This is a genomic window from Actibacterium ureilyticum (assembly GCF_002285435.1).
GTDB lineage: Bacteria > Pseudomonadota > Alphaproteobacteria > Rhodobacterales > Rhodobacteraceae > Actibacterium_C > Actibacterium_C ureilyticum.
This window is the reverse complement of the sequence record NZ_NSBT01000024.1, coordinates 213,449-226,839: the sequence shown is the minus strand read 5'-3', so window position 1 is coordinate 226,839 and position 13,391 is coordinate 213,449. Positions and strand designations below refer to the sequence as shown.

At 66.4% G+C, this 13,391-nt stretch carries 13 protein-coding genes; 7 read left to right on the top strand and 6 right to left on the bottom strand.

Annotation, left to right across the window (positions count from 1 at the left end; translation table 11 throughout):
• Window positions 1–3: 3 nt before the first annotated feature.
• Window positions 4–480 (top strand): hypothetical protein, encoded by a 477-nt coding sequence (locus CLM60_RS07170; RefSeq protein ID WP_095588478.1) that lies wholly within the window; start codon window positions 4–6, stop codon window positions 478–480.
• Window positions 481–483: 3 nt separating this feature from the next.
• Here CLM60_RS07170 and CLM60_RS07165 read toward each other — a convergent pair whose 3' ends face one another.
• From CLM60_RS07165 to CLM60_RS07150, 4 genes are all read right to left on the bottom strand, one after another.
• Window positions 484–1,608: a beta-ketoacyl-ACP synthase III gene (locus CLM60_RS07165; protein ID WP_095588477.1), complete on the bottom strand. Its 1,125-nt coding sequence runs from the start codon at window positions 1,606–1,608 to the stop codon at window positions 484–486.
• A gap of 68 nt (window positions 1,609–1,676) precedes the next feature.
• Window positions 1,677–1,958 (bottom strand): DUF6455 family protein, encoded by a 282-nt coding sequence (locus CLM60_RS07160; RefSeq protein ID WP_095588476.1) that lies wholly within the window; start codon window positions 1,956–1,958, stop codon window positions 1,677–1,679.
• Complete coding sequence (locus tag CLM60_RS07155; RefSeq protein ID WP_095588475.1) at window positions 1,951–2,208, bottom strand: DUF6455 family protein; 258 nt, start codon at window positions 2,206–2,208, stop codon at window positions 1,951–1,953. The genes CLM60_RS07160 and CLM60_RS07155 overlap by 8 nt, the downstream gene beginning before the upstream one ends.
• Window positions 2,209–2,292: 84 nt before the next feature.
• A complete protein-coding gene (locus CLM60_RS07150; RefSeq protein WP_095588474.1) occupies window positions 2,293–3,003 on the bottom strand; it encodes a M48 family metallopeptidase in 711 nt (236 codons plus the stop codon).
• Between the two features lie 105 nt (window positions 3,004–3,108).
• On the opposite strand from CLM60_RS07150, the gene CLM60_RS07145 reads away from it, so the two are divergent.
• Complete coding sequence (locus CLM60_RS07145) at window positions 3,109–3,366, top strand: hypothetical protein (protein WP_095588473.1); 258 nt, start codon at window positions 3,109–3,111, stop codon at window positions 3,364–3,366.
• A 49-nt stretch (window positions 3,367–3,415) separates the two neighbouring features.
• Here the strand turns inward: CLM60_RS07145 and CLM60_RS07140 are convergent, their stop codons facing one another.
• Window positions 3,416–4,114, bottom strand: coding sequence for a response regulator transcription factor (locus tag CLM60_RS07140; RefSeq protein ID WP_095588472.1), 699 nt, complete (start codon window positions 4,112–4,114; stop codon window positions 3,416–3,418).
• A complete protein-coding gene (locus CLM60_RS07135; protein WP_095588471.1) occupies window positions 4,111–5,682 on the bottom strand; it encodes an ATP-binding protein in 1,572 nt (523 codons plus the stop codon). The genes CLM60_RS07140 and CLM60_RS07135 overlap by 4 nt, the downstream gene beginning before the upstream one ends.
• Before the next feature lie 186 nt (window positions 5,683–5,868).
• On the opposite strand from CLM60_RS07135, the gene CLM60_RS07130 reads away from it, so the two are divergent.
• From CLM60_RS07130 to CLM60_RS07110, 5 genes are read left to right on the top strand one after another with little or no spacing between them, the layout of a single operon-like run.
• Window positions 5,869–7,098 (top strand): glycosyltransferase family protein, encoded by a 1,230-nt coding sequence (locus tag CLM60_RS07130; protein WP_095588470.1) that lies wholly within the window; start codon window positions 5,869–5,871, stop codon window positions 7,096–7,098.
• A gap of 16 nt (window positions 7,099–7,114) precedes the next feature.
• Window positions 7,115–8,356, top strand: a complete 1,242-nt coding sequence (locus CLM60_RS07125) for a glycosyltransferase family 4 protein (protein ID WP_095588469.1) — start codon at window positions 7,115–7,117, stop codon at window positions 8,354–8,356.
• On the top strand, window positions 8,356–9,510 hold the full coding sequence (locus CLM60_RS07120) for a glycosyltransferase family 4 protein (protein WP_095588468.1): 1,155 nt from the start codon (window positions 8,356–8,358) through the stop codon (window positions 9,508–9,510). The genes CLM60_RS07125 and CLM60_RS07120 overlap by 1 nt, the downstream gene beginning before the upstream one ends.
• Window positions 9,507–11,324, top strand: coding sequence for an ABC transporter ATP-binding protein (locus CLM60_RS07115; RefSeq protein ID WP_095588467.1), 1,818 nt, complete (start codon window positions 9,507–9,509; stop codon window positions 11,322–11,324). Before CLM60_RS07120 ends, CLM60_RS07115 begins: the two co-directional genes overlap by 4 nt.
• On the top strand, window positions 11,308–13,377 hold the full coding sequence (locus CLM60_RS07110; RefSeq protein WP_176473819.1) for a phosphotransferase family protein: 2,070 nt from the start codon (window positions 11,308–11,310) through the stop codon (window positions 13,375–13,377). Before CLM60_RS07115 ends, CLM60_RS07110 begins: the two co-directional genes overlap by 17 nt.
• The last annotated feature ends 14 nt before the right edge of the window (window positions 13,378–13,391 follow it).

Sequence of the window (13,391 nt, the reverse complement as noted above, 5' to 3'; positions counted from 1 at the left end):
TGGATGACTACGGAAACAAGTAAAGCGGCCGTTGGCAGTTACCTGAAGAAACACACCGAAGCTTTGGTCAAGGATGTGGGCATCGAAGCCGCCTGTCAGCTGACCGGCCGGTCCAAGGCAACGCTGGGCCGATATTACTCGGACGCGGAAGAGCACGCAGAGCGTTTCATGCCCGTCGACGCGGTCGCCGCGCTGGAAGCCGCATCGCGTTTTCCCCATGTGACCACGGCCCTGGCCGAGCTTCAGGGGATCACGCTGTCCTATGACCAGCAACGCAAGAACAGCGAGAAAAGCGGTGGCGTGAATGCCGATGTGGTGGCGTTGTCGCAGCGTTTCGCGATGCTGATGGCGGAATACAACCAGTCGATCGAGGACGGCATCATCAGCATCAACGAGGCCAAGCGGCTGTTGCGGGAAACCGTCGCGCTGCAAGAGGTGCTGCTGGACATGAAGCTGCACCTGGAAGACGAATCGGTCTGATCGTCAGCCGCGCCGTTCGACCAGGACTGATCCAACCGAATAGCCCGCGCCGAACGAACAGATCAGCCCGACATCGCCGGGCGTCAGATCTGCCGAGTGACGGGAAAAGGCGATGATCGATCCGGCCGAGGACGTGTTTGCATAATCTTGCAGGATGTTGGGCTGTTCGCCGGGTTCCGGCGTGCGGCCCAGAACCTTGCGCCCGATGAAGTCGTTCATCGACTTGTTGGCCTGATGCAGCCACAGCCGTTTCAGGTCGTCCGCGCCGATGCCCTCGTCGGTCATGTGGTCCTGGATATGGGCCGAGACCAGCGGCAGCACCTCTTTGAAGACCTTGCGCCCGTTTTGCATGAACTGCATGTCGCGGCGGTCGGCCAGGCCATCGGGCCGGGTGCGGCGCAGGAAGCCGTTATTGTTGCGGATATTGTTCGAAAACTGCGTCGCGCAGCGGGTCGACCGGATGGTGAAACGCGGGCCCGTCGCATCGGCCTCGCGTTCCAGCAGCACCGCGGTGCAGACATCGCCGAAGATGAAATGACAATCCCGGTCGCGCCATTCCAGATGGGCCGAGCAGATCTCGGGGTTGACGACCAACGCCTTGGCGATGCTGCCAGACCGGATCATGTCGGCGGCGGCCTGAATACCGAACGTGGCCGAGGAGCAGGCGACGTTCATGTCGAAGCCGAACCCGCCGCAACCCAGCAGGTCCTGCACCTCGATCGCAATGGCGGGATAGGCGCGCTCGTGGTTCGACGCGGCCACGATCACCGCATCCACGTTTTCGGCGGCGACATTGGCCTGGGTCAGCGCCTTGGTGCAGGCATCGAGCGCCATCTCGGCCATGATGCCCGGCTCGTCATCGCTGCGCTGGCGCAGCAGCGGGTGCATCACGGCGGGGTCCAGCACGCCGGTCTTGTCCATCACGAAACGCTGTTCGATCCCCGAGGCGCTGACGATGAAATCGGCTGACGAATGCGCCATCGCGTCGACCTCGCCCGCCGCGATCGCATCGGCATGTGCGGCGTTGAACCGGTCGGCATAGGCGTTGAACGCCACGACAAGCTCGTCATTGGTGATGATTTCGGACGGGGTGAAGACCCCGCTTCCGGTGATTGCGACCTGATCCATCGGCGCCTCCCCTCAAGGTGGGGCCGAGGAATAGCCGAACATGGCTGCGGGTCAAGCCGCTTTGCCGTCTAGCGCGGGCGGTTCCGGCCCAGCCGGTTGAGGATTCCGCGGATTTCGCAGAAGCCGGGCGCGGGTTCGCCCACCGCCTCGGCCCGGGCCATCCAGCCCACACACCGGTCCGACATCGCGCATCCCCGGCAGGTGTTCACCAGATCGGTAAATTCATGCGTGCTGAGCCGGCCGTCGCGCATCACGTCGGAAAACCGGATCCCCAGCGTGCGGGCCATGCCCCGGCTCAGCCAGAAATGCCGGTCCAGATCGCCGGGACGGGCAAGTGCGGGCTCAGCCATCGGACCGCATCGCCAACAGCCGCGCGACATTCTCGCAGTAATCGGGCGGTTCGGACAGGACCGCGCCACTGTCCAGCAGATCCGCGCAGGCCGCCGGTTGCAGGCAGCGCACGCAGCGCTGGATCAGCGCGGTTTCGTCTTCGGGCGGGAAATTCCCTGCTTGGGCCTGTTGTGCGAGGTCGACCCCCACCGCATCGGACATGCGGTGGAAAAGCGTTCGGTGCTGTTCCATTTTGGACCCTTCGGGCATGGTGGCTCTCCTTGGTCTGCAACGCGCTTCACGTTGATTGAACCATTCGGCAAGCCAGCCCGCCTTGATCAGGGTCAAGGCGCCCTAGAGCTGCGAGGCGACCTTGTTCACCGCGCGGCGGCGTTCGGCATTGGGCGGGTGCGTGCCCAGGAACCGGTCGCCCGGATCGGGGATGCGGAAAAAGAACTCGGCCCCGCGGCGCGGATTGTACCCGGCCTTGTGCGCGATCACCGCGCCCAGCGAATCCGCCTCAAGCTCCATATCCTTGGAAAAGGCGCGCGCGCCCACCGTGCCGCCCAGATCCTGCGCGGTCTGCACGCCCGCATCGCCCGCACCGCCAATCGACGCCAGCACGCCGGCGATCAGCGCCCCGGCCACCGCCGATTGCTGCTGTTTGGCGATATGCTGCTGGATGTGGTGCGAGGCCTCGTGCCCCAAAACAAAGGCCAGCTCGTCCTGATTGCGCGCATCGCCGATCAGGGCGACGTTGAACACGATGATCGGCCGCCCCGATTTGCTGAGCGTCTGGAACGCGTTGGCGGGCTGGTTCGCGCGGTCATCAACCCGGATGTCGAAATCGCAATTCACGCCCTTGGTGCGGGCCCGGCATTCGCGTTCGGCCACCGGCTCGACCCGCGCCACGACGGCGCGGAAATTCCGGGCGGCGGTGCTGGCCGACAGCTTGGGCGCCGATTGCGACTGTGCCTGGGGTTTCGATTGCGGCGTGGTCGATTGCTGTGTCGTGGTCACGCAACCGGCCAGAGCCAGACAGAACAGGGGAACGATGAAACGCATGCGATACCTATCGGTCGTTGACGTCCTGAATGTAGCAAACCTGGCGCCGGGTTCCAGTGCGTAAAAGCGGTTTGCATTCGCCGGGCCGCAGGCTAGCCTGATCACATGTTTACGATCGAGCATGAATTCGATGCCACCGTGGTGACCCTGGTCGACGAAGGCCCGGGCCACCTGCAGGAAGACATCACCATCAACGCTTTCGACGATTGCGTCACCATCGAACAGCTGGACCCCCGAACCGAGCGGGTCCAGAAGATCACCCTGTCCATCGCCCAGCTGGAAGATCTGAGCGCCGCGCTGGACCTGCCCGAAGGGGTCTATCGTCTGGTGCGGGATGGCAAGCCCGCGGGCCGCGACGGCTAAGCGGCAGAGCACGCGCCGGTCTGGAATGTGCGTGCCGCGCACACGGGTGTCAGGCGGTTTCGATCGTATAGCCGAAGCCGCGCACGTTGCGCAGAACCACTGTGTCTGTCGCGCCATGAAGCTTGCGCCGCAGGTAGGACACATAAACTTCGACGACATTCGTGTGCGGGTCGAAGTCATAGCCCCAGACCGCCTTCAACAGCTCGGTTCGGCTCATGACCCGGCCCTGATTTTCCAAAAGGGCGGCAAGCAGGGCGAATTCGGTCGCGGTCAGCGACAGCGGCGCACCGTCGACCTCGGCCGCGGCGGCTGACCGGTCCAGGCGGAGCGGACCCAGCGTCGATACGGGCGGGGCATGCCCGGCCTGGCCCGAATGACCCGCGCGGCGCAACAGAACCTTTACCCGTGCTGCAAGCTCGGACAGCGCAAACGGCTTGGTCAGATAGTCATCCGCCCCGGCATCCAGCCCTTGCAGCTTCTCCTCCAGGCTGTCGCGCGCGGTAAGCATCAGGATCATCACCCCGCTGCCAGCCGCCCGCAGGGCACGGCACAGCTCTGCCCCTTCGGCGTCGGGCAGCGTGCGATCAAGGACGATCAGCGCGGGCGGGTCGGCAGCGACGTGCTCGACAAGCCCCGCGCCAAACGTCCGCACCGATACCTCGTGCCCCTCAAGGCGCAGGCCCGAGGTCACGATCTCGCAGATCTCGAAATCGTCTTCGACAAGCAGGATTCGGGCTGGTGCGTTCATGATTTCACCACTGGCAGCTCAAGCCGCACCACGGCCCCGCCATCGGTGCCGTTGGCGATGCGAAGGGCACCGCCGTGGCCCTCCATTATCCACGAGGCAATGGACAACCCCAGCCCGGTGCCACGCCCGCGCCCCTTGCGGAACCGGCGCGCGGGGATTGCGATTTCTTCCTCGCTGAAGCCCGGCCCTTCGTCGGCAACAGCCATTATGGCGGTGTCGTCCGTCCGTTCCAAGGTCACCGATACCGTGCTGCCCTCGGGTGCGGCCTCGACCGCATTGTCCAGCGGGATCAGCAACGCCTGACGCAGCCGGTCGCCGTCGCCTTCGACGATCAACGGCTCCGCCGGTTGACGCGGCAGCAGAAAGATCTGTTTGCGCGATGCCAGCTCGCGGCTGTCCAGAAGGGCATCGGCCAGCACATCCTGCAAAACGACGGGGCCGCGTTCGATCGGGATCACCCCGGCCTCGGACCGGGCGAGGAACAGCAGGTCCTCGACCAGCCGGCCAAGATGGTTCGACGTGTGCACGATCCGCTTCAGCACCTGTCGCATGCCGTCCGCATCGGTTTGCGAATCGGCCAGCGCCACCTCGGCCCGGCCACGCAGGACGGTAAGCGGCGTCCGCAATTCGTGGCTGATATCTGCAAGAAAGCGCGAGCGTTGCTCGGACTGGACCTCAAGATGGCGCAGGGCTTCGCTCAGCGCCTCGGTCCGCTCGGCCACCTGCCGTTCCAGATCCTGACGCGCGTCGATCAAGGCGTTGCGCTGGGCGGCGATCCGCGCGGCCATATGGTCGAAGCCGCGGCCAACCTCGCCGAACTCGTCGCGGCGATTGTCGCCCACGCTGGTTGCCAGATCGCCGGCCGTGACCGCGCGCACGCCTTCGCTGAGCCGTCCAATCGGCCGCAGCACGCTGCGATGCAGGAACATCGACAGAACCGCCGCCCCGACCAGCGCGGCAAGGGCCAGAAAGCCCGCAATCCACAACAGGCGGGATGCCGACGCGCGCGACTGGGCTAGGGCGGCGGTCACTTCGAGCCGCTCGCGCGCGACGGATTCCTCGGCCAGTCGGTCAAGCACCGCGCCAAGACCCTCTTCGATCTCGTTGCTATAGATTTCGACCGCCAATGCGCGGTTTCCGCCGCCAAGCGCGCCCATCAACCGCAGCCGGGCCTCCTCTAGCCGGACGACGGCGCCGCGCAGGCTTCGCATCCGTTCAAGTTCCTGGTTCTCTTCCGCGATTTCGTCGATGTCGCCTATTTCCTGAAGCTCGGCGATCTCGTCCTCTACCTGCGCTTCCATCTTGCCGATTGTCGCCAGAAGGGTGTCGCGTGCCGCTTCCGCCTCGGTCGGGTCGAGGCCGAGGATGATCAGTTCAGCGATCTGTTCCGCATATTTGTCCGCCATCTGGGCGATGGTCTGGACCGTCAGCGTCTGCTCGTAACTGTCGCTGATCTCGCGCATGACCGACTTGCTGCCGCGCACCGTTGTCAGCATGACGGCCGCAACAGCCCCCGCAGCAAGGACAAGCGCCACCTGTGCAAGAACGATTTTGGCGGCAATGCGCATTCGGTCCCCCCTTTGGTCTTGGGCGCGACCTTAGCCGCGCCCGGGGGGATGGGCACGACGCTTTTGCGTTCTCTAATAGAATTCTAATGCTTCTTAAGCCTCTTCTAACGGGTCCGATGAAGAAGACGCGCGTTAACTGACCGAGACGGTGGCGACGCGCCACGCAAAGCTTCGGGAACAGTACAGATGTTCGAAGACCCCAAAATTGGCCGTCCGGCCGGTGCCGCCGGCGGCCGCCGCGCCGCGCCGATGCGGATCATGCTCTATTCTCATGACACGCTGGGCTATGGTCACTTGCGGCGCAATCTGCTTCTGGCGGCGGCCCTGTCCGAGATCACGCCGCGGCCCGAGATATTGCTGATCGGCGGCATGCGCGAGGCGGGTGCCTTTACCATGCCCGCCGGCGTCGATTGTGTGACGCTGCCCGCCTATGCCAAGCAAAGCGACGGCAGCTATTGGCCCCGCGATCTGGGCGGCGATCTTGCGCGTCTTGCCGACCTGCGCGCCCGCACCATCCGTTCGACCGCCGAAGGCTTCGACCCCGATCTGGTGATCGTCGACAACGTGCCGCGCGGCGCGCAATACGAGCTTGACCGGACCTTGCGGTTCCTGCGCGCGCGCGGACGGGCCCGCGTCATTCTGGGGCTGCGCGACGTGATCGACGACAGCGCGACCGTGCGGCGCCAGTGGTTGCGCCAACGCAACTTCGAGACCGTTCGCCGATTTTACGATGGGGTCTGGGTTTACGGCGATGCGGCGTTCTATGACCTTTTGAAAGATTGCGAGATGCAGGCGCCGTTTGCGGGCAAGGCGGTGCATGTCGGTTATCTGGACCCGACGGGCCGGCGCGATGCGGCACAGGCCGCACGGGACCTGGCGATGGTCACGGACGCGGACCCGCGCCCATATGTCTATTGCGCCGTGGGCGGTGGGCGCGACGGCCTTGCGCTGTGCCGGGCGTTCGCCCGCGCTCGCCTGCCCGAAGGGCATCGCGGCGTGCTTGTGACCGGTTCGCAAATGCCGGACAGCGACAAGGACAGCGTCGCGGCAATGGCGGATGGGCGCGACGATCTGACCGTGTTGCCCTTTCTGCGCGAGCCCATCGGTGTGATGGCGCATGCTGCCCGCCTGATCGGCATGGGGGGATACAACACCACGATGGAGATGCTGGCGCTGGACCCGCCCGCGCTGATCGTTCCGCGGGATGCGCCGCGCCGCGAACAGGTGATGCGCACCGAAAGACTGGCCGCGCGCGGGCTGGTGTCGATGATCCTGCCGGATGCGCTGACGCCCAAGGCGCTGTCGAACTGGCTGGCGGCCCCGGCGCCCCGCCCGGGCTGCGCGCCCGATATGGGCGGTCTGGCGCGCATCCGATCGCTTGCCGCCGCGATCCCTTCCAGCCTTCTCGTGGCCTGACCTTCGGAGATCTCTCATGACCGCAATCACCCCCCCTGTTGGCCGCATCGGATATGTCCTGAAACGTTATCCGCGCTTTTCCGAGACATTCATCGTGACCGAAATCCTTGCCCACGAAGCCGCCGGGCAGGATATCGACATCTTCGCCTTGCGCCCGGTGGACGAGACGCATTTTCAGGACATGCTGGGGCGCGTGCGGGCACCTGTGACGCGGATCAGGGACCGCTTTTCGGGGGTAGAGGGTCTGTGGCAGCGGCTGGATGCGGCGCGTGCGGAACTTCCCCAGGCCTGGGACGCGTTGCGTGCGGCTGATGGTGTGGCCTCGGGGCAGGATGTCGCCCAAGCGCTGGAACTGGCCGTGCTGGCCAAGCGCCGTGGTCTTGTCCATCTGCATGCGCATTTCGGAACCGTGTCGACCTCGGTCGCGCGGCTGGCTGCCGCGATGGCGGGTATCGGGTACAGCTTCACCGCGCATGCAAAGGACATATACCACGACTATACGACCCCGCAGCGCCTGGACCTGAAGCTGCGCGATGCCGATTTCTGCGTCACGGTTTCGGACTATAACATCGCCCATCTTCAGGGGCGCTTCGGCCCCGGACCGCGCCTTGCCCGGGTCTATAACGGCCTTGACCTCGGCCGTTTCACCCATGTTCCCCCGGACGCCGATGCAACCGAAATCCTTGCCGTTGGCCGGCTGGTCGAGAAAAAGGGTTTTCACATCCTGATCGAAGCGATCCGCCTGATGGTGGCCGAGGGGCGCATGCCGGTTTGCCGGATCGTCGGCGATGGCGACGAGCGCGAGAACCTGGCCTGTCAGATCAGGGATGCGGGGCTGTCGGACCATATCCGCCTTGAGGGGCCACGCCCGCAATCCGAGGTGATCGCGATGATCCGCCGCGCCGCGCTGATGGCCTGCCCCTGCGTGGTGGGGTCGGACGGAAACCGCGACGGGTTGCCGACCGTTCTGGTCGAGGCGATGGCGCTGGGGCTGCCGGTGGTTTCGACGGATGTGGTCGGTATCCCTGAACTGGTGCGCGATGGCGACACCGGGCTTGTCGCGCCTGAATCGGACCCGCAGGCACTGGCCACCGCGATGGCGCGCCTGCTGGACGATGTCGCATTGCGCCGCGACCTGTCATTGCGCGCCCGCGCGCTGATCGCGCAATCGTTCGACGCCACCACCGCAGCTTCGGCGCTGCGGGGATACTGGGCCGATGCGCTGGCACGTCGCGCCAACGGACGCGAGGCAGCCTGATGCGGGTGGTCTATGTCTCTACCGATCCCGGGATCCCTGTCTGGGGTACCAAGGGCGCGTCCGTGCATGTGCAAGAGATGCTGCGCGCGCTGGTCCGCCGGGGCGTTGCGGTGACGGTCCTGTCGCCGCGGCTGGAGGGGACAGCCCCCGCCGATCTGGCCGATGTCGCCACCCAGGTCCTGCCGCCCGCGCCCAAGGGGGACCCCGCTGTGCGGGCCAAGGGCCTGCTTGCGATGAACCAGACCGTTATCGCCGCGCTGGACGCGCTGGCCCCTGATTTCGTCTATGAACGCCATGCGCTTTATGCCCATGCCGCGAGCGAATGGGCGCGATCCGCAGGCGTGCCGATGGTGCTGGAGGTCAACGCGCCGCTGCTGGCCGAGCAATCCGCGCATCGCACCCTTTCCCTGCCAGGCGCGGCAGAGACATCGGTTCGGCGGGCCATGAGCGCGGCGTGCCTGGTCTCGGCGGTTTCAGAGCCTGTGGCGGATCACGCGCGCCAGATGGGCGCGCGTTCGGTGCTGGTCGAGCCGAACGCCATCGACCCGGCGCGCTTTCCCAATCCCGCGCCCCTTAAGGCGGCGCCCTTTACGCTGGGCTTTCTGGGGTCGCTCAAGCCCTGGCATGGGCTGCCGCTGCTGATCGATGCCTTTGCACGGCTGCGGGCGCAAATCCCCGATGCGCGTCTGCTGGTCGTGGGCGATGGCCCTGAACGTGCCGCCTGTGCGGCGCGATTGCGGGAACTGGGTTGCGACGACGGGGCCGCGTTTACCGGTGCCCTTCCCGCGTGCCGTGTCCCGGCTGAACTGGCCGGCATGGATGTGGGCTGCGCGCCTTATGGCAAGTCCGACGGTTTCTATTTCTCGCCTCTCAAGATCTATGAATACATGGCCGCCGGGCTTCCGGTCGTTACGACCCGCGTGGGACATCTGCCCGAGATCGTTCGCGACGGCGTGACCGGTCGTGTCGTGCCGCCGGGCGACGCGGCGGCATTGGCCCGCGCGCTGGTGGTATTGGCCAACGACGCCGATTTCCGGCGCAAGACGGGTCGCGCCGGGCGCGCCAGCGTTCTGGCGGATCGCACCTGGGATGGCGTGGCCGAGCGTGTGATCGGCCGTGCGACCTGTGGGCGGTACGCGGGTTCTGCGGCATGAGCCGCCCTGTGCATCTGTCGGAAACGCTGCCGGGCCTTGGCCGCGTCGTGCGCCGGCTTGCGCCCTATCTGCGTGGTCATCGGCTTATGCTTGCGGGGTCGGTTCTGGCGCTGGTCCTCGCCACCATTGCGCGTCTGGCCGAGCCTTGGGCGCTGAAATTCGTGATCGACAGCGTGGTCCCTTCGGCCACGGGCGCGCCCGCGCTGTCGGGTCGCGATCCCATGCTGATCCTGACGCTCTGTGCCAGTGGTCTGCTTCTGACGGTGCTTTTGCGTGCGCTGTTTCAGTTTCTTGCCACGATGGGATTTGCGCGTGTCGGCAATACGGTCCTGACCCGGGTGCGGGCCGATCTGTTCCGGCATTTGCAGTCGCTTTCGATCGGCTTCCACACGCGCGCGCGGGCCGGTGACCTGACAATGCGTCTTGTGGGCGATGTCGGGATGTTGAAGGAAACGATGGTCACGGCGGCCATGCCGCTGGCCGCGAATGCACTCATTTTCGTCGGCATGGTGGGCGTCATGTTCTGGCTTGACTGGCAGCTTGCACTGATCGCGCTTGCGCCCTTGCCGGTGCTGATGATCCTGTCACGGCTTCTGGCGGGGCGCATCCACGAGGTCAGCCGCACACAGCGCAAGCGGCAAGGGCATCTTGCCGCGACCTCGACCGAGACTCTGGCCGGTATCCGCTCGGTTCAGGCATTGGGCCTGGAGGGGCGAACCGCGGCCGTCTTCGGCGGCGCCAATCAGGGCGACATGCGTGCAGGCATCCGCGGTGCGCGCCTGACGGCGGGGCTTGAGCGTTCGGTCGACGTTCTGGCGGGGCTGGGCCTGGCCGCGATCCTGTTCTTCGGCACGCTGCAGGTTCTGTCGGCACGCATCACGCCGGGCGATCTGCTGATCTTTGTCAGTTACCTCAAACACACTTTTCGGCCCGTTCGGGGCTATGCCAAATACACCGCGCGTCTTGCCAAGGCGACAGCCGCCGCAGAGCGCGTCGTGGCCTTGATGGACGAAACCGACGCGGTGCGCGACCGCCGGGATGCGGTCCCTGCGCCGACACTGACCGGCGCGCTGCGGTTCGAGGATGTCCGTTTCGCGCATTCCGGCGGTGCGGCGGTTTTCGACGGGCTCGAATTCGATATCGCTGCGGGCGAGCATGTGGCGGTGGTCGGGCCGTCGGGTACGGGCAAGTCGACGCTGGCAAGCCTGGCGCTGCGGCTTTTCGATCCCGAACGCGGTCGGGTGTTGGCAGACGGCGTCGACCTGCGTGATGTGACGCTGGCGTCGCTGCGCGCGCAGGTGGCGCTTGTCCCGCAAGAGCCGTTGATCGTGTCGGGCACGGTACGTGACAATCTTCTTCTCGGCCTGGACCGCGTGCCGACCGAGGACGAGATCAACGCCGCCGCCCGCGCGGCTGCGGCGCATGGCTTCATCGCGGCCTTGCCGGGGGGATATGACGCCCGGATCGCCGAGCGTGGCGGTTCGCTTTCGGCGGGGCAACGCCAGCGAATGTCGATTGCGCGCGCGCTTCTGCGCCAGACGCCGATCCTGATCCTCGATGAACCGACGACCGGTCTTGACGGTCCGTCCGAGATCGAGGTCGCCCAGGCCATCGCCGCTGCCGCCAAGGGGCGCACAACGCTTCTGATCACGCATGATCTGGCGCTTGCGGCCACCTGTGACCGCATCGTGGTGCTGGATGGCGGCCGCGTGGTCGAAACCGGCACATTAGACGACTTGAAAACGGCGGGGGGCTGGTTCGCCACCGCCCATGCCCGCCAGAGAGGAGACAGGTCCCATGCGCTTGCATCCTGATACCCAGATCGCCCTGCGCGAGCCCGAGCTTCCGGGTCTTGCCGGTGTGCTCGACGCGCCCGCGCTTGCCGCCCGGGCCGGGCTTGGGGGGCTTCGGCCGTCCTATCTGCTTTATAAACCATGGACGAGCTGTGTCGCGGGGCTGATGCCCGAGGGTGGCGGGTTGGAGCCCTGGCTGGCCGCCACCTATCCACAGGACCGCTTCAACGAAGTGCGCGCCCGCCCGGAATGGCAGGAAGGTGCGATCTTTCTGGACGACACCCAAAGCGTCCTTGTGCCGCTGTCCCTGGCGCGCAAACCCAAGGCCGCGCAGGCACTGGCCGATCCGGAACGGCGCAGAAAGCTTTTGGCGCGGGTCGGGCTGGATGGATGCGCGCTTACGCTTCTTCGCTACAAGCCGGGCCGCCGTCTGGTGCTGCGCGCCGACGGGCCAGAGGGACCCCGTGCCATATTGAAACTGCACGCAAGGGAGGCGGACTTTGCCCGGGCAGTTGCGGGGGCGCAATTTGGTGCGGCCAGCGTTGGCGCCGATTTCATCGGGGCCTGCAAACGGGCCCGTGCCATCGCAACGCGCTGGGTGCCGGGCCATGTGCTGCATCCTGCCGCCGGGCTTGACGCGTTCGTGCGGGCCGGTGGGGCGTTGGCCGCTGCGCACGCGGCCCGGCCGCCGCAGGGACACGCGCCCCTGACCCTTGCAGAGCCAAAGACACTGGCCCAGCATATCGGCTGGCTTCTGCCGGGGCTGGATGCCGACGCCCGTTCGGTGGCGCGCCGTATGCCGCCTGTGCCCGAAAGCGCGGCGGTTGTGCTTCATGGCGATTTCAGTGCCGATCAGATCGTCCACGGACCGGAACGCATGCAGATCGTCGACTGGGACCGGACCTGTGCCGGACCGGGCGCCTATGACCTTGGGACCGCGCTGGCGGCGCTGGATCTGGACGGGTTGCGCGGCGCGGACGCGGCCGAGGCTGCGGGGGACGCGCTTGTTGCCGGCTATCGCGCGGCCGGCGGGCGGGCATCTGACGCCGATATCGCGGCCTGTCGCGCGCGCGCGCTGCTGGCGCGCGCGGATGACGGGTTCCGTGTCCGACGCCCCAACTGGGACGTTGAGGCCGCCGGGGTTCTGAAACGGATCGACAGGGTCCTTGATCATGGGCTTCATGCGACCGCGCATCTGGACGCCGCGCTTGATCCCCGGGTCCTGAGGCCGCAGTTCGATGCGTCCTCGGCGACGTTGATACGCCTCAAGCCACGGCGCCGGGCTTTGGTCCGGTATCGGGGTCCGGGGGGCGTGGTTCTTGGCAAGATGCGCGCCAAGGGGCAGGATGCGGTTGCCCCGGCTGTTCAGGCGGGATTGCGCAAGATGGGACTTGATGGTCGCGACGGCATTGGGGTGCCGCGCGTGCTGGGCTCTTTCGCAGATCCGCCGCTCTGGCTGCAGGAAGAGGTCGCGGGCACCCCGTTGGGTCAGCTGATCGACGGACAGGACGCCGCGATGGCGATGCGCCGCGCCGGGCGCGCGCTGTCCAGGCTTCATCTGGTGCCACCGCAGTCCAGCCGTCGCTGGCGCCATGCCGATGAGCTGGCCGTCCTGTCCAAGGCTGTCGCGGACGGCCCCTATGCGGATCTGGCGACGCTTGCGGCCGAACGCCTTGCCGCCTTGCCGCCCGCGCCCGAGGTCGGCCTGCATCGCGATTTCTACTTTGATCAGGTCGTGGTGGGGCACGATATCCTGTGGCTAGTCGATCTTGACCTGCACGCGCGCGGGGATGCCGCAATCGATGTCGGGAATTTCCTGGCGCATCTGACCGAGCTGGACCTGCGCCGTGGTGGCGACGGGCGCGGCTATGCGGCGCTGGCTGAAAGTTTCGTCCAGGGCTATGCGGTGCTGGGCGGGCCGCTGGATCATGCGCGGATCGATCTGTTTCACTGGCTTTCGCTCGCGCGTCACGTCGCGATCGCACGGCGCTTCGCCGATCGTCGTCATACGGTGCCCGTCATTGCCGCGCTTTGCCGCGCGAAGCTTGGTCGCGCAAAGCTGCAACACGCTTGAGCCCTGCCACGACG